Raw genomic sequence first — 20836 nt, 5'->3', positions numbered from 1 at the left:
GTCATGACAATCAACAAAAAATATGTCGAGCGAAATGACGAGGATGTAAACAAATTTATCAGGGCTTTTAAATTCTCTCTTGAAGAATCAAGCTCAACTGGTAAAAAAGTTCCTTTTATATTTCTTCTCTATGGTCTTGGTGGAGTAGGGAAGCATGATTTCCTAGAGAACTTAGAAGAGGTAGCAAAAAAATCAACAAAAAAGGAAGGCAAGAACTCCACAGATGTCAGGATTATCCGAATTAATTTTGGGCAATTAGGGACTCCGAAAGAAGCATTAAAACTAATGGATAAGATTGCATCAGATCCTGCTTTTGACAAGAATTTTGTTGATAATATTCTACATTCTCTACAACATGAAAATCATCTATTCCAAGGCAGTACCTTCAGGGAAGTATCTAATCTTTATCAAGACACATTAAATAAGCTTAGAGCAACTGGAAGTAAAAGTTCAGAACCAGTTACCAAGGAGCAAATTGAAAGTGTTTCCAAGTTGGCAGAGTTAGGAGGTAAGGTTATTACTTCTAGTCTTGCGCTAGCTCTTGGTGCTCCAGCGTTAATGCCAATGGCTTCTAGTATTGGTGGGGAAATTGTACAAATTGTACGAACTTCACCAGAGATCGCCGCTTCACTTCTGGAAATTAAAGATGGTCTTTTAAATCAACACCACGCAACTCAAAATGAAAATGTACGTAAGCTTTTGTTAGCTCCTTTAATATACTTGACACCACTATTTATTGAAATGTTAATTGAAGCCTCGAAGAAGCAGTCTATTATCTTGATATTTGAAAAATACGAAAAAATCCACTCAACTGATAAATTAACTTCAGATTTAAATGAATGGTTTTGTCAATTTTTATTCTCTACTGAAAGTAAATTATTTAACCATCAATCTAATCACAAAGTAATCATAATAATCTCTGGACGTAATCGGTTAACTAAGCAAGACAATTGGTCTAACTTTATAGATCAAGAACAAGATAGTCAAATCGCCATCGAGCTTTGTCTTGATTGTTTTAAAGAAAAGGATGAAGTAGATAAATACTGTAAACAGCAGCTAGAGCAAGAGCTTACCGATGAAGAAAGAGATGAAGTAACACAGAAATATTTTTCACTAACTAAAGGACATCCGAAGTATCTTGAACTCCTTTGCAAACAAAGAATAGAAAAGAAAGAAATTGATGATTCAGTAATTAATCGGGATATTTTAAATGTCTTTTTATCTGGATTTTCAAATAAAAAACAAAAAATTATTCAAATAATATCTTGTTGTCGCTGGTTTGACCAACAGTTAATTCAGTATTTTTTAGATCAAGCACTTCTGGAATTGAACACTTCGCAAGAAAATCAAAAAACTGATGTTGACTACTTGTTTGATTGGCTATCAAAACAATATTTTGTTATTCTCAATCAAGATAGATATCACTTTCATGATTTAGTTCGTCAAGTACTTCGGAGAAATCTTTTTCAAGAAAATCGAGAACTTTTTTATGAAATTCACAATCATCTCGCAATTTACTTCAAACAACGAGCAGATAAGTTAAGCCGTGACAAGCTACCATTTACTAAATATAGCGATATTGAGTGGTGTGGATATATTGGAGAATATCTTTACCATGCTTGCTTTGCTCAACAATCTGACTATCAGAGTTCATTTTTATACCACTTGTTTGCTTCAATTTATCTGCGTAAGAACGAAATAATCCAAATAGCCTTTGATAAAATTTGCGAGGAATCTAGTGGAACGAATAATCATGAGTTAAAAGATCATCCTCTTCTCCAGAGTCCCACCAAAATCTTTTTGAAAACACTAGAATTCGTAGCCAAATATAAATGGGTAGCTTTTGAACTCAATTACAACACTCATTATGGTAAATATCGCTCACGGATTGAAGCAGTTGTGCAATTAGCCAAAAATCATTTTGAGCAATTAAACGATGATATTGGTAAGGTTGCAGTGCTGGAATACATTGTTAAAAATTTCTCCCCAAATGCGTCAAAAGAAGATAAATATAAATGGGAAGCATACTTACGAGATGCTATTGACAAGACGGCTAACCATGTTGATCCAACGTTTAGTAGTCAACTTTTTATGCAAAGCGTGTGTTGGCAATCAGATCACGACGACATTAGCCTCAACTGGTGTAAGAAAGCATTGGAATATAAACCAGACAATGCTAATGCCTTATTTAAACAAGGTCACATTCTTAAATTGCAAGGAGATAAATACAAAGATCAGAAGAATGAAGAAGAAGCACGTGATCATTATGAGGAAGCCCTCAAAAATTATGAAAAGGCAATCAGCATACAACGATATGATCATCGCTTTTGGGAAGCTAAGGGGCAAACTTTAGAGTGTCTGAGACAAAACATTGAAATATCCATAGAAAAAATCAAAAATCATCATAATCATGACGAAAATCAGGCAGAAAGTCTTCGCGTCCTTCTCATTCGGAAAGTTGAGTATTGTCAAAAAGAGGTTGATAGCTATTATCAGACAATGCGATTTAGACCTACTGAAAAAGAAAACTATGATAAATCTGTAGAAAAATATAAAGATGCTTTAAAAGATTTTATGGGATCAATCAACAGTCAAAATATGGAGGCATTAAATATATTCATAAAATCAATTAATTTTGACAAGCAAGAAAATTGCTCAGAACACAAAAGCTATGGTGGTTTAGTTGATGCGGGTGATAAGCTTAGATTAACTTGTTCTTCGGATGAAGAGATTCAAAGGTCTATAGACATATACAATCGAGCAATTACAATGAATCCTGAATTTCCATTAGCTTGGTATAGTCTAGGATTGGCTTATACTGAGCTTGCTAAGCTTAAGCAAGACAAAGAAGAATTTTTTAGACTAGCAATTAAATATTATAATAAAGCTTTAGAACGTAGAGACGATTTGACTTGGGCTTTATATGATAAGGGAATAGCTCTCCACTATATTGCAGATAAGCAAAGTCACAAATTATACTCTGGAGAAGCTAAATCTGAATATAAAGATGCGTTAGAAAACTTTGATCTAGCAATTCAAATTGATCCTGAGTATGAAGATGCTTGGTATAGAAGAGGTTTAACACTAGCAAAGTTAGAGCGCTATGAAGAGGCTATTGCTAGCTTTGATAAAGCTATTGAAATTACTACTTTAAAGAATCCAAAGAATGCCGATAAATTATGGTATGACAGAGGTGTTGCATATAGTAATTACAAGGCATATGAAGAAGCTATTTCTAGCTTTCAAAAAGCTATTGATATTCGTAAAGATTATTCTCTGAATACATCTTATTCTGATCCAAATGTATTTTATTATGACGCTGAGTATAAGTTGGGTAATGCATTAAAAGAAAATCAGGAATATGAAAAAGCGATTAAAGTATATAATAAAATAACTGAGACTATTACAGGCAAAGCACAAGTTTACTTTGATTTAGGACAGATTTATACAATAAGAAATAAAGATGACAAAGAAGCAATACAGCAATATAACAAATGTTTAGAATATGCAAAAGACGATCTAAAGTACGAATGCCAACTTACACTTGTAGATCTTCTATTAAATCAACGTAACTACACGAGTGCCATTCAGTTATTAGAGAATGCCTTGGATTTTTTAAAAAATAGTTCAAGGAATAAAGAAGATAAATATATAAAAATGTATTCATCTAAATTAAAAGTAATGGCTCAATGTTTTTTGGAATCAAATTATTCTGACAATAATGAGAATATTTGGAGGTTAAAATCAATAATGAAATTGTGTAACAATATACCTGAAGCAAATTCAACTTTTCTGCAAATCTTTAAAAATGAATCTGTTTTTCAACAAATTAATAATGAAGGTGAAGATAGAAGAACAAAATATAAACGAGATGCTAATATTTGGTAAATCCATAAATCAGGTATCTAGAATTATAAGATACTGGCTATGTAGAATTTGGAGTACTAACAATGATCTCGCAGCTACTTTAAATTCATGCTTATATAGTTCAATCAAGTTTTCCTCAAACGTGGGTTTGGTTGTATCAATTACAATTTTCCATGACCTATCCCGTAAATCAATAGGGAAAATAAAGTCAATTATTTCATCCTCAGCATTGAAGAAAAGAAGAAAACTATCATCTTGAATATTAGGAGAATGAATTTTTGTACTGTCCAAGAAGACACTAATGCAACGAATGACACTTGCCCATTGTTCATCACTTATCTCAATACCATCAGAGTTAAACCAAGCAATAGCATCTCGGTTTGACTCTCTCTCTAACCAATTGTCTTGCCGAAATATTGGATGTTGGCAACGAAACTCTATTAGCTGCTGGACAAATTTTAATAGCGCCTCATTTTCCGCACTTAATTCCCAATTAAACCAAGAAATTTTATTGTCTTGGCAATAAGGATTATTATTTCCCTGTTGAGTTCGCCCAATTTCATCACCACCTAACAGCATCGGTACACCTTGAGACATCATCAGAGTTACTAAAAAGTTGCGTTTCTGCTGCGATCTCATCCGCAAAATTTCTGAGTCATCTGTCTCTCCTTCTACGCCAAAATTCTCAGAACGATTGTGATTACTGCCACTATCTTCCAAATTCGCTTCGTTATGTTTCTCATTATAGCTAACTAGATCGGTGAGGGTAAAACCATCATGACAGGTAACATAATTAATGCTGGCATGGGGGCGACGGTAATTGTGTTGATACAAATCAGGGCTACCTATAAAGCGATCAGCAAATTCTTTGAGCTTGATGTCTTCACCACGCCAGAAATCTCGCATCACATCGACATACTTGCCATTCCATTCCGACCATAAAATGGGGAAATTTCCGATCTGATAGCCTCTGTCTCCTGCATCCCAAGCTTCAGCAATCAACTTAACTTGAGAAAGAATAGGATCTTGATGGATAAGAGTAAAAAAAACTCCTAGTGGATCAAAATCATAGTTAGCAACTTTGATCTTTCTCTGTCCAGCCCCCCGCCATATATCTATTTCAATCAATTCTCCTCTACCTAAAGCTGCTGCTACATCAAAACGAAAACCATCAACGTGCATTTCTGTCACCCAGTAACGTAGACTATCCATAATTAGCTTTAAAACTTGAGGATGAAGAGTATTAGGACAGTTACCGCATCCAGAAAAATCTGTATACTCTCTTAGATTATTTTCTTGTAATCGATAATAAACTGCATTGTCAATTCCTCGTAGAGATAGGGTTGGACCAAGATGATTACCTTCTCCCGTATGGTTATAGACGACATCTAAAATCACTTCTATGCCTTCAGCATGGAGGCATTTAACCATATGCTTAAATTCTGTCACCTGCTCTCCCAAAATGCCACTAGCACTGTACCCAGAATAGGGTGCAAAATAACCGATGGGATCGTACCCCCAGTAATTGCTTAACCCTCTATCAGCAAGCAAACCTGAGTAAAGGAAGAAGTGATGAATCGGTAAAAGCTCAACTGCTGTAATACCAAGAGACTTCAAATGGGCGATCGCCGCAGGATGTGCAAGACCAACATAAGTACCTCGTAGATTTTCAGGAATGTCGGGGTTCTGCTGAGTAAAGCTCTTGACATGAGTTTCATAAATAATAGTCTGATTCCAAGGTGTTTGGAGAAGGCGATCTCCATCCCAATCAAAGGAGTCATCTACAACCACTGACTTAGGAATCAGGTGAGCATCATCTTGATAAGATATGGACAAGTCTTTTTGCGAATCGTCCCAAGCATAACCAAAAATTTCTGCCCCATGAATGACATCACCTGCGATCGCTTTAGCATAGGGATCGATCAGGAGCTTTGCTGGGTTAAAGCGATGTCCCTGTTCAGGCTTATGAAGACCATTAACTCGAAATCCATAGTTCTGTCCAGGTTTTACCTCAGGTACATAGAAAGACCAAATATGATTCTCGCCTTCAACTAGCGGTAAACGAGTTTCTCGATTTTCTTGATCGAACAAACACAATTCAATACCTGCTGCATGTTTGGAAAAGATAGCAAAATTAGTTCCTTTGCCATCCCAAGTTGCCCCTAATGGATAAACCGTTGGATGCCTAGAGTCTAAATCCGTCAACATAAAATACTCTTTATCTATTTATTCACAGTTAACTATATGCCTTGGAATCTAGAACGCTTCTGGGAAAGACTTTTTTAACTTTGATGGAACCTACAATAACGATAATTGATTCGATAAAAAACAAATGTTTATTAACAAAGAGTTTTTAAATTACTCACAGAAACTCCTATAAACTATGGTACTTCTGACATGACTTTCCATAATTGAATTGTTATAATCTGTGACAATAATTTATCTTCACAGTAATGTTCGTATATTGTATTTATTACAGGAGAATAATTGCATTCTTATAATTTCCATGTATCAATGAGATGTCTTTCTCTAGTTATATTTCAACATAATTTAGAGACTTCTTAAAAATAGATTATAGATTATTGCAAGTTCAAGTAAAGATTTAATCTGCTTGGAGTAAGGAGAAATGGCTGTAGTAACCCTAAAAATTAATGATATCGAAGTTGCTGCCGAGCAGGGTAAAAGCATTCTAGCTACGGCAAAAGAAGCAGGGATCGCTATTCCGACTCTGTGCCATTTAGAAGGCGTGAGTGATGTCGGAGCCTGTCGCCTTTGCATGGTGGAGGTTAAGGGTAGTAATAAATTACTTGCTGCCTGTGTTACTCAAGTTGCAGAAGGAATGGAAGTGCATACCCATACAGATCAGCTAAAAAACTATCGCAAAATGGCTGTGGAAATGCTATTTGCGGAAGGTAATCATGTCTGTGCGGTCTGTGTGGCTAATGGCAATTGTGAACTGCAAAATATGGCGATCGCCACAGGTATGGAGCATTCCCGCTTTCCCTATCAGTTTCCGCAGCGTGATGTGGATTTATCCCATGATTTATTCGGGATCGATCGCAACCGTTGCATTTTCTGTACGCGCTGTGTGCGGGTATGCGATGAAATCGAGGGGGCGCACGTCTGGGATGTGGCAAATCGCGGCGCACAATCGCGCTTAATCACGGGACTCGATCAGCCTTGGGGCGAAGTCGATGCTTGTACCTCTTGCGGTAAATGCGTGGATGCTTGCCCCACGGGAGCCATTTTTGATAAAGGCTCGGCAGTTGGTGAAATGGAACGCGATCGCACCAAGTTGGAATTTATCGTTACTGCGAGAGAGCAGAAACAATGGAATAGGTAAAAACTTATGAAAACCATGAGACGCTATTGGGAAACCCATAATGGTGAGGTTTCTCCTCTTCTCTATATTCATGATTACCTCCGATCTCAAGATCATCCTAGCAGTCAATTTTTAGAAGCTTCCGATTATAAATTTCTTGCTGAAAAAGTGGGGCTGCCAGAAGTTGCGGTTCGAGGAATCATCTCTTACTATGCTGATTTACACCAACCGCATAGGGAACTGCGGGTATGTCAGGGGACATCCTGTATTTTGGCTGGGGCAAAGGATTTGCAAGCAAATTTAGAAGAGCAACATAGTTGCAAGGGGGTCTATTGTTTGGGCTATTGCGATCGCTCTCCTGCGGTGTTAGATAGCCAAGAACGGATATTTTGCGGTGTTGCTACTCAAAATTTAGAGAAGATTTCTCTAACAGAATCACAGAAATCCCTATCTGTAAGCTGTCTGGCTCCGCAACCGATTATCACTCGGCGGATTACTGAAGATTATGCTGACCTAGCGAAAGCACGTTCCGTAGGTGTGTATTCCACCTTTCTCAAGGCACTGGATGGCAGTCCTGAAAATGTCCTATCAAGTCTAGAAAAATCGGGACTGAGGGGACGTGGTGGCGCAGGATTTCCCACAGGTAAGAAATGGCGCAGTTGTGCTGAAGCTGAGGGCAAACCTCGCTATGTAGTCACCAATGGCGATGAGGGCGACCCCGGTTCATTTATTGATCGCGTTCTTATGGAAAAAGATCCGCACGGCGTACTTGAGGGGATTCTCCTCTGTGGTTATGCGGTGGGCGCGAGTCAAGGGATTGTGTTTATTCGTTCAGAATATCCACAGGCGATCGCCACCATGCGACAGGCGATTGATGATGCTAGGAATGCAGGTATTTTTGGCGCTGCAAATTTTCCCTTTGAGATTTCTGTATTTGTGGGTATGGGTAGTTATGTTTGCGGCGAAGAAACTGCCATGCTGAACACCATTGAAGGATTGCGCGGCGAAGTGCAGATCCGTCCTCCCTATCCGACCGTAGAGGGACTCTATGGTAAACCCACAGTGGTTAACAATGTGGAAACTCTGGTCAATGTGGCGGCAATTCTAGACATGGGGGCAGCAGCTTACGCCAATCTTGGCACAACAGCCAGTGCTGGCACAAAAGCCATGTGTTTGAATTATGGTTTTGCCCGTTCAGGGATTGTGGAAGTCGAATTTGGAATGACTTTGCGCGAATTAATGGCCGCCGCAGGAGGCAGTGCCGATGGTCAACCCTTAGAAGCAATTCTCCTCGGAGGTCCAATGGGTAGCCTCTTAACTCCTGAGCAATGGGATTTGCCGATTTGTTATGGAGCTATGTCGGCGCAAGGGATTCAGCTAGGACATGGTGGGCTAGTCGCCTTACCACAGGGTACAGACTATCGAGCTTTGTTAGAGCATTGGCTAGAGTTCATGGTGGATGAGTCCTGTGGTAAATGTGTTCCCTGTCGGCTGGGTTCCCACAAGGCTCTCAATTTGGTTCGCGATCGCCTTCATCAAAAAGATAGCCGATCGCAACTAGAGCGATTATTTAACGTGATGGAACAGGGAAGTCTCTGTGCCTTTGGTCAGTCGATGCCCGTCCCCATGCGGCAAATGATTGAACATTTCGGCGATCGCATTTTCAGTTAGAGCTAAGCATTCAGGACTAAGTTTATGAATAACTTACAGGCTTCAATTAATGGGCAAGTGATCAACATCCATGCAGGGGAAACCATTCTTCAAGCTGCCAAACGTCTGAATATATCTATTCCCACTTTATGTTATGGGGAAGGACTGCGCCCAGAGGGAGGTTGTCGCCTCTGTTTGGTAGAGGTCAATCACAGAGATAAACCTGTGGCAGCTTGTCACACACCAATTCTCGCAGGTATGGAGATCCAAACCCATACGCCAAAATTGGAAGAATTACGGCGCGATATTCTCTCTCTTTACCTTGAGTCAGACTTTCAGGATCAATCACTATCAAGGATTGAATCTGATGAATCAGAGAATATGCTGCATCATCCTCAAAGTCACAAATTTAATCAATTACTTCACGACTATCATCTGCCTAGCTTTCCTTTAGGCGATCGCCATAGCGCCGCAACTAGCTCCAAAATCATCCCAAAAATTGATGATAGTCATCCCTATTTGCGCTTTGATGTCAATCGTTGCATTACCTGTCGGCTCTGTTTAAATACTTGCGAGCAGATTCAGGGGCAGTTTGTCTATGGAATTGCTAATCGTGGCGGCGCAAGTCAACTTATTTTCGGTGCAGGGATCAATTTTGCGGAAAGTCCCTGCGTATCCTGTGGGGCTTGTGTTGAGCGTTGTCCCACTGGCGCAATTAGCGATCGCGATCGCCTTGCTGCTCCGCCCATTGAATCCGTAACGGAAACTGTATGTGGTTATTGTGGTGTGGGTTGTCGGCTAGAGGTAAGTACTGCCCAAGTTAAAAATACCCAGACGCAAAATACTCAAACGCAAGTCGTGCAGATTTCTGGGGTTAGCGATGCGGCGGTCAATCATGGACATCTATGTGTGAAGGGACGCTATGCCCATGCCTATCACCATTCTCCCGATCGCCTGACGCAACCTCTCAAGCGTGTTGGTCAAGAATTTCAGCCGATCTCTTGGCAAGAGGCGATCGCTTTAATCGCCAGTAAACTTTTGCAAATCAAAGCTGAATCGGGACAAGATGCTCTAGGGGCTTTTACTTCCTCGCGATCGACCAATGAAGCGGCTTATCTGTTGCAAAAACTATTTCGCTCGATCATTGGTACAAATAACGTCGATTGCTGTGCGCGAGTCTGTCATTCCTCCACAGCAATGGCATTACAAATTGTCACTGGCACTGGAGCCGCCACTGCTTCCTATGAAGATATTGAGAAGGCGAAATGTATTGTCATAGCAGGAGCCAACCCTACGGAAGGACATCCAATTGTGGGCGCAAGGATTAAACAAGCAGTCCTCAATGGAGCGAAGTTGGTGATCATTGATCCCCGTCATATTGAATTAGCTGATTATGCAGATGTACATTTACAGCTATTATCAGCGACAAATGTGCCTCTCTTCAATGCGATCGCCAAAATTATCATTGCCGAAAATCTTATTGATCAAGATTATCTGCGGGAGAGAGTCGAAGGTTTTGATGAGTTCTGTAACTTTGTGCAAAACCTTGCCCTTGATGAAGTTGCCGCCATTACCAGCGTTGCTCCTGAGCTAATTCGCAAAGCAGCGCAGATCATTGGCGATGCAGGGACGGCTCTATTTGTCAGTGGTTTAGGCTTATCGGAATTAACGCAGGGCGTATCTTCAGTGATTACCTACTGCAATTTGGGAATGTTGACAGGTAGCATCGGACAGTCGGGGGCAGGAATGTTGCCATTGCGAGGACAGAACAACGTTCAAGGCAATGCCGATATGGGAGGAATGCCCAATCAATTTACAGGCTATCAGCCACTAAATTCACCAGAAGTCCGCAACCACTTAGCAAAACTTTGGGGTTCATTACCTTCTGAAACTGCGGGGTTAACCATTCCCGAAATGCTCGATGGGGCGGCGACGGGCAAGATTCGCGCTCTGTGGGTACAGGGTGAAGATATTGCCCAGAGCGACCCTAACGAACACCATGTCAGGGCAGCTTTAGCCAATTTAGACTTTCTGGTAGTGCAGGAACTCTTTCTATCGGAAACAGCCAAATATGCCCATGTAGTTTTACCTGCGGCGGCTTTTTTGGAACAGGAAGGAACCTTCACCAATGGGGAAAGACGGATTCAGCACGTCCGCCCTGCGGTCGCACCACCTTTTGATGCGCGTCCAGATTGGATGGCGATTCGAGATATAGCGATCGCCATGGGTGCTAATTGGCAATATGCCACTCCTAGCGCCGTGATGGAGGAAATTGCAAAGGTAGCTCCCCATTTATTTGGTGGGGTCAGTTATTCCCGACTCACCAACGATGGTTTGCAATGGCCTTGTTCTACCGCCGATCATCAAGGCACATCCACAGTCCATAAACAAGGATTTATTCGCGGTAAGGGTAAGCTGGTTTCCATTGACTATATTCCTAGTCCCGAACATGGTATTGCCGACTATCCGTTCCTATTAATTACAGGACGAGTTCTCGAACATTACAACGTCGGCACTATGACCAGACGTACGCCTAACCAAGTCTTAGTTTCTGAAGATTTGCTAGAAATCCATCCCTTTGATGCTCATCAACAGGGAATCAGCGATCGCCAACCCGTAAAAATTCAAAGCCGTTGGGGAGAGATTGTCGTCAAAGCCAAGCTCTCGCGAAAAATGGCTCTAGGCACATTGTTCCTCACCTTTCATTATCCCGAAACCCACACTAATTTTCTCACAGGTCCCCATTTAGATCCACAGTCACGATGTCCGCAATACAAAGCGATCGCCGTGCGTCTTCAAACTGAACTGAACCTTGAGAAACAGCTTGAGGTGACCTATGGTTAATCTATTGCCAAGCAGTAATAAAGCGAATCCTAAAGAGCAGCTTAAAGAGGGTCTGAAAGCGAAGGATTCAGCTAACAATACAGCCAAAATTAACACTAAAATTTGGGCGGTACAAAACCACCAAGTTCAGATGCGTTGGGATGATGTCGCGACCGAAGAACCCCTAGAAATTCGGCTGATGAATTCCCATCAAGCCATCTCGGTGACGATGCGAACTCCTATTGATGATTTTGATTTGGTAGCAGGATTTCTCTACAGCGAAGGATTGATTGGCGATCGCCGAGATATTCAAAGGATGAACTATTGTGTCAATCCTGAAATTGATGGCAAACAACGGCTCAATATTATCAATGTGGAGCTAAGAGAAGAATTAGTTCTCAATTTAAGCAATCTCGAACGTCATTTTTTCACAAATAGTGCCTGTGGCGTTTGCGGTAAAAACAGCATTGAAGCGTTGAAATCACGGGGTTGTCAGCCCATTGTTAGCAATCCCCAAGATCGTCCTATTTCTGCCGAAATTATTTATAGTCTCGCTGAGAAATTACGATTACAACAGAAGGTTTTTGCGGCTACAGGAGGACTGCACGCCGCCGCCCTATTTAATTTCGGAGGTGAGTTATTAAATTTGCGAGAAGATGTCGGGCGGCATAATGCTCTGGACAAGCTGATCGGCTCGGCTCTGTTAGCTGATGAAATTCCCCTCAGCGATCGCATCGTTATGATGAGTGGGCGCACTAGTTTTGAGCTAGTGCAGAAGTCAATCTTGGCGCAGATTCCCATTGTCTGTGCCGTTTCACCTCCCAGCAGCTTAGCGATCGCCTTAGCTCAAGAATTTGGGATTACATTAGTGGGATTTTTACGGGAAAACCGATTTAACGTTTATGCAGGATGGGAGCGAATTATTTTGGATTAATTTAATCTTCAAATTTAATCTTCAAGGATTGTCAATATCTATGACAAGTAAGCATTTTTAGCATCTGATTAGCCTATTCTGATTATAGAAAAGCCGCCTTTTTTAATCTGTATGGCACAAGGATAATTTACTAGAAACTATAGGAAATAGGAGCCATGGAAAAAGTAGCGCAGAATTCAGAAAAAATTAAACTCGCAACGGTTTGGCTGGCGGGATGTTCGGGCTGTCATATGTCCTTTTTAGATTTGGACGAATGGCTATTTGAACTGGTGAAATATGCCGATATCGTCCATAGCCCGATCGCTGATATTAAGGAATATCCCGAAAATGTTGATGTGTGCCTCGTTGAAGGGGCGATCGCTAATGAAGAAAATCTAGAACTAATTCACAAAATCCGCAAACAGACAAAGTTTCTGATTTCCTTTGGTGACTGTGCAGTTACAGCCAATGTCCCCGCCATGCGAAACATGATGGGCAGCAATAATGCGGATACGGTGTTACGCCGTAGTTATTTAGAGCTAGGTGATATTACACCGCAACTTCCCAAAGCTTCCGGAATTGTTCCTGAACTATTAGAAAAAGTGATGCCCGTTCACGAAGTGGTGAAAGTGGATATGTATATTCCCGGATGTCCTCCATCGGCGGATCGGATTAAGGCAGCGATCACGCCTTTGCTAGAGGGCAAGATGCCTCTAATGGAAGGACGCGAAATGATTAAGTTTGGATAGCCCTCACCCCTAGCCCCTCTCCCTTAGGGAGAGGGGAATAAGAAATAAATATTGAGAGAATCTAGTCATGGCAAAAACAGTAGTAATCGATCCCGTCACACGCATTGAAGGTCATGCCAAAATCTCGATCTTTCTGGATGATCTAGGCGAAGTTTCCGATGCCCATTTTCATGTGGTGGAATATCGCGGCTTTGAGAAATTTTGCGAAGGTCGCCCCATGTGGGAAATGGCGGGAATTACCTCACGCATTTGTGGCATCTGTCCCGTGAGTCATCTATTAGCATCCGCGAAAACAGGCGATAAATTATTAGCAGTGAAGATTCCTGTGGCAGGCGAGAAACTGCGACGGATGATGAATCTTGCCCAAATCACCCAATCCCACGCTCTATCTTTTTTCCACCTCAGTTCCCCAGATTTTCTGCTGGGTTGGGATAGTAATCCTGCTACGAGAAATGTATTTGGCTTAATGGCAGCAAATCCCGATCTGGCTAGAGGTGGTATCCGCCTGCGCCAGTTTGGTCAGCAAATCATCGAAATTCTCGGCGCAAAAAAAATTCATACGGCTTGGGCGGTGGCGGGTGGTGTGCGATCGCCTCTTAGTGAAGAAGGTCGGACATGGATTCGCGATCGCCTACCCGAATCCCTCGCCACCATTGAGAATGCTTTAGGATTATTTAAAAATTTATTAACCGAACTGCAAACGGAAGTTGATGTGTTTGGTAAATTTCCATCACTTTTTATGAGCTTAGTCGGCAAAAAAGGCGAATGGGAACATTATGGTGGACATATTCGCTTTGTCGATAGTCAAGGGCAGATCGTCGCCGATCATCTCAGTGAAGATGACTATCAGGAATATATCGGTGAAGCCGTTGAGCCTTGGTCGTACCTCAAATTTCCCTATTACAAACCCCTTGGCTATCCCGATGGAATTTATCGTGTAGGCCCCCTTGCACGGCTGAATGTTTGTGAATATATCGATACGCCTAAAGCCAATCAGGAGCTACAGGAATTTCGCGATCGCGCAGGGGGCAGGGTGGCGACCTCTTCATTTTTCTATCACTATGCGCGGTTGATTGAGATTCTTGCAGCCGTAGAGAAGATTGAGGAACTTGTGGAAGATCCTGATGTGATGTCATCTCATACTCGCGCCCAAGCAGGAATCAATGCCCTCGAAGGTATTGGCGTAAGCGAAGCTCCTCGCGGTACATTGTTCCATCACTACAACGTCGATGAAAATGGAGTGATTAAGAAAGTGAACTTGATTATCGCCACAGGTCATAACAATCTAGCGATGAATAAAACCGTCGTCCAGATTGCCAAACATTATATTCACGATGGCGATGTGTCCGAAGGTTTTCTCAATCGTGTAGAAGCAGGGATTCGCAATTTCGATCCCTGTCTGAGCTGTTCCACCCATGCCTATGGACAAATGCCGATGCAGGTGCAATTAATTGGGGCTGATGGCAAGGTGCTTAAGGAAATAAGCAAATAGGCGCTCATCACGGGAAATATAGTAAAAAGTGCACGCTGCATGTGCGATTTTTTACATTCAACTGCTGTACCTAGCTACTTAGCAAAAGGGCTACTGAACCAACTGCCCTGCTCATCATGATATTCAAATAGTAGGAGGCGCTGACATAGATTAAGTGCCTCTGGTGTCAGGACATGGGGCTTGGCAAGATATTTTTGTAAGGCTTGTTGATCGCGATCGCGGATAGTTTCCAAACGTCGCTGATGATCCATTTGCACAATCTGATGGATCGTTGCAAGTTGGATCGGTGGATCTTGACATTGCAAGCACCCATACAATAGCGACAACAAATAGGGGAGATGTCCATAGCTAGCAAGACATAACTGATCAAGGGTATCAAGATCCTCAAAAACCTCCGTCACTTGCTCTAGCCTTTTTTCCCTAGGAATATGCGACAGCATTCTCGCCAAAACTACTTGGCGCAGTAAATTTAAACACTGAGTATTAATCTCTCCCTGCCGATCGCGTAGCATTAAACTGGGCAGAACAATCGGCATATTTCCCTTTAGCCTTTGCTGAAAGCGTTGCAGTTGCTCTTCTTCAGTCGTGATCGCCAGTAAGGGCAGCGTGTAAATGGTATGACATTGAAATTGACGCAGATATTTGCCACCATCACCAAAAATCATTTCAATTTGCTCAAGGTTTAAGCGATCGAGATTATCGATTACGATTACAAGTCCTTTTTTACCAAGCTGTTTCAAGCGATCGACCTCGATCGCTGTAACTTCTTCACCAGCCGCAAGGAGAGAATTTTTGAGCCTTGGCTCTAGGTGATGTCGTAACTGGCGGCGATGTTGATTGTTGTCTTGCAAAATCTGCAAAATTCTCTGTAAGCGTGGTGCATAGGTAGCTACACCAATGGGGGCAGAAATTCTTAACCACTGTTCGATTTCTGTGATCGCATTAGGCAAATAGGCAACTGATAGAGACTCGCCCTTTTTTTCCATCTGTTGCAAAATCAAATACAAAATGAATAGCCAGATCTCCGTTAAGCCCACATCATCAATTTGCAGATATTCATCCGCCGCACAGTAAATAACCACAAATCCCTGCTGTTCTAGCCCCGCTTTTAAACGCATTAATTCCGTTGTTTTGCCACTGCCGATATGTCCTGACAGTAGTTGAAATGTGGGCTTATTCGGAGATAGGACAATTGTGCGACGTAAACGCTTGACGACATCTTCACCCCTTCCATCCGCCAAATCCACGTAATAAACTTCGTTCTGCGGACAGAGCAAAAAGCTGGGATTACAAGCGTGGAGAGAAGAGAGGTTGGGCATGATGCAGAATGGGTTAATTAAATAAATGTTCGATCGCACAGACTCGGCACATTTGCCAACGGGATATTTCCCCTATCAATGCAGGGCGATCGCATCGAGGACATTTTGGCATTTGATTAGTCCTTAATTTCATAACTTCTTGCCAACGCTGAAATGCTTCACTAGCCGTTTCAGGAGGTTTAGGTACTTGCCTTTTTTGATGACCTTTGGCGTTTTTTGTGATTGTATCTGTGGTGATCGCAGGTAAATAACTCGGATGATCTGCGGTTATAACTTTACTCTGTTGGAGAGTTTGCTGATGTGTTGCCCATTTTGCCGTTGAGAAATGGATATCGGCGATCGCTAAATTATTGGCACTCCCTAATAACTTATTAATCTTGGCAAGGAGTCGCACCCGCTCAAAGGTAAGCGCCTGTGACCACACGGGACTAGATACCGCCACCTGCAAAGACTTTTGATATACCCCTATCGGACAGGTTTGCTTAGCTACCGATTCGCCCACGATATCTGCCCATTTTTCGACAATCAGCAAATATTGACAGCGCTGCTGCCAACTCGTGCGTGACTGAATGTCATGCAAAATATTTGGTAATCCTGTAAGGGACATGATCGTAAACCAAACAAAACTTTTGCTCTAGCATGATGCCTCGCTGAGCATCATCCAGTCCTAAGATTAACACTTTTGCTATAGCGATGTTTATTTGGTAGTCCTAAAAATAACGCGAGTTCGGGATAATTTGAAACGTGCTTTGAGAGAGGGTTTGCTACGCAAACCCTCTCTCAAAGCCCAAAAGTAAAAGCCTTGCGTAGCAAGGCTTTTACTTTTGGGCTTTTAAAATTTGCCAGCTTAACCCGAACTGACGTTAAAAATATTGTGGTAAGGATAAGCACCGCCTATTGCTAAAGTACTTGTGGCTTCGACTCCGCTCAGTCAACATTAGCTGAGCGATGTCGAACGTTAGCTGAGCGGAGTCGAAGCTAGATAACTTTGGTGGGGCATTTTTTATCCGCAAGAGCCTTACCTAACGCGAGTTCGGGATAATTTGAAATTGGCTTTGAGAGAGGGTTTGCTACGCAAACCCTCTCTCAAAGCCCAAAAGTAAAAGCCTTGCTACGCAAGGCTCTTACTTTTGGGCTTTTAAAATTTGCCAGCTTAACCCGAACTGACGTTACCTATTTAGATTTTGACATAGGCACAATAAACACTCAAAACTCTTATAGGAATTGCTGATGAGTAAGCCATTCTTGGCAAATCTCCTTGTTTTTTAGGCAAAAATGATCAAGCGATAATGGCGATAATATTGAGCAAAGATATTGTGCATGAGGATTTTCTATGTTTGGCGGCTTATTTCAATCGCGCTCAAATAGCGATCGCGTTCCTAAAGGACAGAGACTGACCAATGGCTTCCCAATCATGACCTATGGAGATACGCCAGAAATCAAGCGTCAAGATTGGCAATTGCGAGTCTGGGGGCTTGCCACTGAGAAAACCTTCACATGGGATGACTTTATGACGATGCCGCAAACTGAATTTACGGCAGACTTCCACTGTGTCACTACATGGTCAAAGCTAGATGTGAAATGGAAAGGAGTAAGAGTTACGGATTTTTTAAAATATATCGAGGTCGATCCGCTAGCAGTGCATTTAATGGAACATTGCTATGGTGGTTACACTACCAATATTGCAATGGAAGATTTTGCGAGATCAGAGAATTTTTTCGCGCATACTCTGTTTGATCAGCCATTACCCATCGACAACGGAGGTCCAATGCGCCTAGTAGTTCCCCATCTCTATGCGTGGAAAAGTGCCAAATGGATTAATGGTTTAGAATTTCTCGACAAGATGAAACTTGGCTTTTGGGAGCGCAATGGCTATCACCATCGGGGTGAGCCTTTTGCTGAGGAAAGATATAGCTCTTTTTAAATACACCAAGAAATTTTTAAAAGTGTTGATTTGCAACACTTTTAAAAATTTCTTGTTTTTTGGTTGCATATGCAAAGCGCTTTAAGTAGTTCAACATAATTAAAAACCAAAACCAGAGCGTGGGTCGCCCGCTACGCGGGCGACCCACGCTCTGGTTTTAAGGTTACTTATAATATCTGCGATCGCGATCACACTTTTGAGGCTAAATCATCACGCAACCTCAAAGGTGTATGTCACGTCCTTACCTATAGAAAAGCTTGATACTAAGTACATCGAGAATTAAGGAAGTGAGGAACTAAACAATGTCAGTATTTCATTTCGGCGGATTTATTTTCAAGTTTTACGCTGGCTCGATCGCTGTTTTAGTTTTGGCAAATGCTCTCTCCACTCTCTAACCCCACAGAACAATGACTATTTTTGATGTTCTAGTTTTTTCAGCAAAGTTTTTTGTAAGTGCGATCGCATTTTTAGTCCTAGCAAATGCTGCTTCCAGTTTTTAAATCACAATACCTCAATAATGAGTGGCGGCACAAAGTGCCGCCACTCATTAAAATTCCACTAGATAATTTATTTGGTCAATCACTACAATGCTCAAGTCAGACAAATTTTTAAGTGTTTTTGGAGTTGAGTATCTATAGTAATCCCCGTTTTTTCAGTTTAGCTAGTGCATCAGCAGCAGCTTCTTTTTCTGCATCTTTCTTATTACGCCCTTTTCCTTCACCACAAACTTTGCCATTGACATAGACTTTAGCTAGGAATTCGGGAGCATGAGACATTCCGCCAACCTGCTCCGTGTCATAAGTTGGAGGAGTTGTTGCTCCGTTTGCCTGCACGAATTCTTGTAGTTTATTTTTAGAATCTATACTGGAGCGAACAACCATGACATCTTTTGGTACAGAGTCAAATAGTTGTTCTATTAGAGGACGAAGTACTTCGATATTACGATTATTATCTAAGTAGTAAGCACCAACAACTGCTTCAAATGTACTACTCAGAATATTAGGATTGGTATAACCACCTTCTCTTTTTGCGCCTTCTCCCAAACGGATTCTAAAATCTAGCCCAACTTCAGTCGCAAATCGAGCAAGTTGTTTTTCATCCACAAGAGCAGAACGTCTACGAGTCATTTCATCTTCTGCCATTTCAGGATTTTGTTCATATAGGTATTCCCCACTAATGAAATTAAGAATGGCATCGCCAAGAAATTCTAGTCTTTCATTATGTCCAGATTCATTAAAGTTTTCATTCACAAAAGAGCGATGAGTAAGCGCACGACGAAATAATTTTTCGTCATTGAAAATTAAAAGTTTATGCATTTTTGTTGAGTATATTTGTTAGAAAGATAATCATCTAGTCAAAATATAGCGTTTCATAATCCCGTACTTCACTAGACTGTGAAATGCTATAACGCATTAGTTGCGAATATAATGACCTGAAGCCTTAGAGAATTGAATATAATCATTCTCTACAGAATACTGTAGACGATCATAATCATTTACTCGACGTGACCAGCCTTGCTCATGTTTCAAAGGCTCTGGCTTTCCAATCCCCTCGAATGGATTGTTTAAAACTTCGCGCATCATTCGTATTAAGCGAAGTGCTCCTTTTTGATTCTCCAGAATCATCGATTCCATATCAGTAAGAAACTGTTGATCCATTTTCGCCATACGTCCAGAAACTTCGGAATGATGTTCTTTAGCATCTTTTGGCTTTTTACTCGTTTGCTTAGTCATTTCAAAGTACTCCGTTAAATAATTGTTTAACAGACTTGAAATATCAAGTTTTTATATGCCCAGTATCCATGCGTAGATAGATAGCACGAACTACTGAAATATTTGAAAATTACCGTCTTAGGCATAGTACTTTCTACCAATAAAGCAAATTTATACTTAACAGTAGAGTGGACAAAACAAAAAATTGGGTGCTATGCCTAAGACGAAAATCAAATAGTGATTACTTAATATTGATCTGTTATGACTTATCTAACTATGATTAAATTTATTTGTCAATAGTCTTTTACCAAATAAATTTACTGAATTATTATTTTATTTGTGATGCACTAATTTCGATCTCTTTTAATGTGCTGGGCGATCGCATTACATTGATACTAGGCAAACCTCAAAAGCTAACTCATGGCGGTAAAAACAAACATTGAACTCAGTAAAAAAGTTCATATGTCCAAGAATTACAGGTGAGTCGTTTGATTGAGTCCAAGCAAAAGCGAGCAAAGTGCTTGAGAAAGTTCCAATAGTACCAGACAAAACTAAACCTTTTGCTTCACTGCGAGAAAGATTTCCACTTAACGGAATTATTACCGTTTGATCTTCCCAAACTGCTCCTAACTGTAAGCCCATGTCATAGGGTAATACGTTTACACTTGCCCCAGTGTCTAATAAAGCCACCACTTCTACAGATTGACTGCCATTAGTAAGCAGCAAAGGTAAATAGGGCATAACTACAGATCGCCCAGAGCTATCAACTTTCTCAGTGAAATTAAAACGCTGTCCATTAAGCATTTGCTTTTTCCTTTGCGGATATCAAAAGATCTGACAATGCTGTAACTGCTTGAGCATCTGCTTGAGGCGACCATACGACCGCATCAGTTGATTCTAATTGATTGAGTAGATTTTTCTCTGGATTAACCTGTGTTGTGTCCAAATTACAACCTTCTTCTTTCGCTATAGCAAGCAAAAGAAAATGGATTAACCGTAGTTTATCCTCATGAGTTAATTGGCTAACAGTTGGTAAAAGCTCAGTGAGAGGCATATTGGTCACTC

15 protein-coding genes are annotated in these 20836 nt (G+C 41.2%); 8 read left to right on the top strand and 7 right to left on the bottom strand.

The annotated features are described in order from the left end of the window. Positions 1-3: 3 nt before the first annotated feature. Entirely contained in the window at positions 4-3888 is a 3885-nt protein-coding gene (locus HC246_RS10220; RefSeq protein WP_169363299.1) for a tetratricopeptide repeat protein, read from the top strand. 9 nt (positions 3889-3897) lie between these two features. Here the strand turns inward: HC246_RS10220 and glgX are convergent, their stop codons facing one another. After that, positions 3898-6075 (bottom strand): glycogen debranching protein GlgX, encoded by a 2178-nt coding sequence (gene glgX / locus HC246_RS10215; protein WP_169363298.1) that lies wholly within the window; start codon positions 6073-6075, stop codon positions 3898-3900. Between the two features lie 418 nt (positions 6076-6493). Here glgX and hoxU point away from each other — a divergent pair, with 418 nt between their 5' ends. From hoxU to HC246_RS10185, 6 genes are all read left to right on the top strand, one after another. Then, entirely contained in the window at positions 6494-7210 is a 717-nt protein-coding gene (hoxU, locus tag HC246_RS10210; protein WP_169363297.1) for a bidirectional hydrogenase complex protein HoxU, read from the top strand. Positions 7211-7216: 6 nt separating this feature from the next. Further along, positions 7217-8860, top strand: coding sequence for an NADH-ubiquinone oxidoreductase-F iron-sulfur binding region domain-containing protein (locus tag HC246_RS10205; RefSeq protein ID WP_169363296.1), 1644 nt, complete (start codon positions 7217-7219; stop codon positions 8858-8860). A gap of 24 nt (positions 8861-8884) precedes the next feature. After that, positions 8885-11683, top strand: coding sequence for a formate dehydrogenase subunit alpha (fdhF, locus tag HC246_RS10200; RefSeq protein ID WP_169363295.1), 2799 nt, complete (start codon positions 8885-8887; stop codon positions 11681-11683). Continuing rightward, entirely contained in the window at positions 11676-12596 is a 921-nt protein-coding gene (fdhD, locus tag HC246_RS10195) for a formate dehydrogenase accessory sulfurtransferase FdhD (RefSeq protein WP_169363294.1), read from the top strand. Before fdhF ends, fdhD begins: the two co-directional genes overlap by 8 nt. 155 nt (positions 12597-12751) lie before the next feature. Then, complete coding sequence (locus HC246_RS10190) at positions 12752-13324, top strand: NADH-quinone oxidoreductase subunit B family protein (protein WP_169363293.1); 573 nt, start codon at positions 12752-12754, stop codon at positions 13322-13324. 67 nt (positions 13325-13391) lie between these two features. Then, positions 13392-14816, top strand: coding sequence for a Ni/Fe hydrogenase subunit alpha (locus tag HC246_RS10185; protein WP_169363292.1), 1425 nt, complete (start codon positions 13392-13394; stop codon positions 14814-14816). Positions 14817-14890: 74 nt separating this feature from the next. On the opposite strand, the gene HC246_RS10180 is transcribed toward HC246_RS10185, so the two are convergent. Together HC246_RS10180 and HC246_RS10175 are read right to left on the bottom strand one after the other, a co-directional pair. Continuing rightward, positions 14891-16135 (bottom strand): ATP-binding protein, encoded by a 1245-nt coding sequence (locus HC246_RS10180; RefSeq protein WP_169363291.1) that lies wholly within the window; start codon positions 16133-16135, stop codon positions 14891-14893. Positions 16136-16148: 13 nt separating this feature from the next. After that, positions 16149-16742: a DciA family protein gene (locus HC246_RS10175; protein WP_169363290.1), complete on the bottom strand. Its 594-nt coding sequence runs from the start codon at positions 16740-16742 to the stop codon at positions 16149-16151. 726 nt (positions 16743-17468) lie between these two features. On the opposite strand from HC246_RS10175, the gene HC246_RS10170 reads away from it, so the two are divergent. Next, positions 17469-18059: a sulfite oxidase-like oxidoreductase gene (locus HC246_RS10170; protein ID WP_169363289.1), complete on the top strand. Its 591-nt coding sequence runs from the start codon at positions 17469-17471 to the stop codon at positions 18057-18059. Between the two features lie 632 nt (positions 18060-18691). Here the strand turns inward: HC246_RS10170 and rnc are convergent. The 4 genes from rnc to HC246_RS10150 form a co-directional block, all read right to left on the bottom strand. Continuing rightward, positions 18692-19375 (bottom strand): ribonuclease III, encoded by a 684-nt coding sequence (gene rnc, locus HC246_RS10165; RefSeq protein WP_169363288.1) that lies wholly within the window; start codon positions 19373-19375, stop codon positions 18692-18694. 96 nt (positions 19376-19471) lie between these two features. Continuing rightward, a complete protein-coding gene (locus HC246_RS10160; RefSeq protein ID WP_211167677.1) occupies positions 19472-19792 on the bottom strand; it encodes a Txe/YoeB family addiction module toxin in 321 nt (106 codons plus the stop codon). 363 nt (positions 19793-20155) lie between these two features. Next, positions 20156-20575 (bottom strand): pepsin/retropepsin-like aspartic protease family protein, encoded by a 420-nt coding sequence (locus HC246_RS10155; RefSeq protein WP_169363287.1) that lies wholly within the window; start codon positions 20573-20575, stop codon positions 20156-20158. Beyond that, on the bottom strand, positions 20568-20825 hold the full coding sequence (locus HC246_RS10150) for a hypothetical protein (protein WP_169363286.1): 258 nt from the start codon (positions 20823-20825) through the stop codon (positions 20568-20570). Before HC246_RS10150 ends, HC246_RS10155 begins: the two co-directional genes overlap by 8 nt. Positions 20826-20836 lie beyond the last annotated feature (11 nt).

This window comes from Pseudanabaena yagii GIHE-NHR1, from assembly GCF_012863495.1.
GTDB classification, from domain to species: domain Bacteria; phylum Cyanobacteriota; class Cyanobacteriia; order Pseudanabaenales; family Pseudanabaenaceae; genus Pseudanabaena; species Pseudanabaena yagii.
Note: the sequence above shows the minus strand (reverse complement) of the source record. Positions and strands in the feature narration are given on the sequence as shown.

Bases quoted from the DNA above. Each gene is read 5' to 3' on its own strand.
- HC246_RS10220 (WP_169363299.1), top strand. From the start codon at position 4: ATGACAATCAACAAAAAATATGTCGAGCGAAATGACGAGGATGTAAAC.
- HC246_RS10175 (WP_169363290.1), bottom strand. From the start codon at position 16,742: ATGTCCCTTACAGGATTACCAAATATTTTGCATGACATTCAGTCACGC.
- HC246_RS10160 (WP_211167677.1), bottom strand. From the start codon at position 19,792: ATGACTAAGCAAACGAGTAAAAAGCCAAAAGATGCTAAAGAACATCAT.
- HC246_RS10190 (WP_169363293.1), top strand. From the start codon at position 12,752: ATGGAAAAAGTAGCGCAGAATTCAGAAAAAATTAAACTCGCAACGGTT.
- HC246_RS10185 (WP_169363292.1), top strand. From the start codon at position 13,392: ATGGCAAAAACAGTAGTAATCGATCCCGTCACACGCATTGAAGGTCAT.
- fdhF (WP_169363295.1), top strand. From the start codon at position 8,885: ATGAATAACTTACAGGCTTCAATTAATGGGCAAGTGATCAACATCCAT.
- HC246_RS10180 (WP_169363291.1), bottom strand. From the start codon at position 16,135: ATGCCCAACCTCTCTTCTCTCCACGCTTGTAATCCCAGCTTTTTGCTC.
- HC246_RS10170 (WP_169363289.1), top strand. From the start codon at position 17,469: ATGTTTGGCGGCTTATTTCAATCGCGCTCAAATAGCGATCGCGTTCCT.
- HC246_RS10205 (WP_169363296.1), top strand. From the start codon at position 7,217: ATGAAAACCATGAGACGCTATTGGGAAACCCATAATGGTGAGGTTTCT.
- glgX (WP_169363298.1), bottom strand. From the start codon at position 6,075: ATGTTGACGGATTTAGACTCTAGGCATCCAACGGTTTATCCATTAGGG.
- hoxU (WP_169363297.1), top strand. From the start codon at position 6,494: ATGGCTGTAGTAACCCTAAAAATTAATGATATCGAAGTTGCTGCCGAG.
- fdhD (WP_169363294.1), top strand. From the start codon at position 11,676: ATGGTTAATCTATTGCCAAGCAGTAATAAAGCGAATCCTAAAGAGCAG.
- HC246_RS10155 (WP_169363287.1), bottom strand. From the start codon at position 20,575: ATGCTTAATGGACAGCGTTTTAATTTCACTGAGAAAGTTGATAGCTCT.
- HC246_RS10150 (WP_169363286.1), bottom strand. From the start codon at position 20,825: ATGCCTCTCACTGAGCTTTTACCAACTGTTAGCCAATTAACTCATGAG.
- rnc (WP_169363288.1), bottom strand. From the start codon at position 19,375: ATGCATAAACTTTTAATTTTCAATGACGAAAAATTATTTCGTCGTGCG.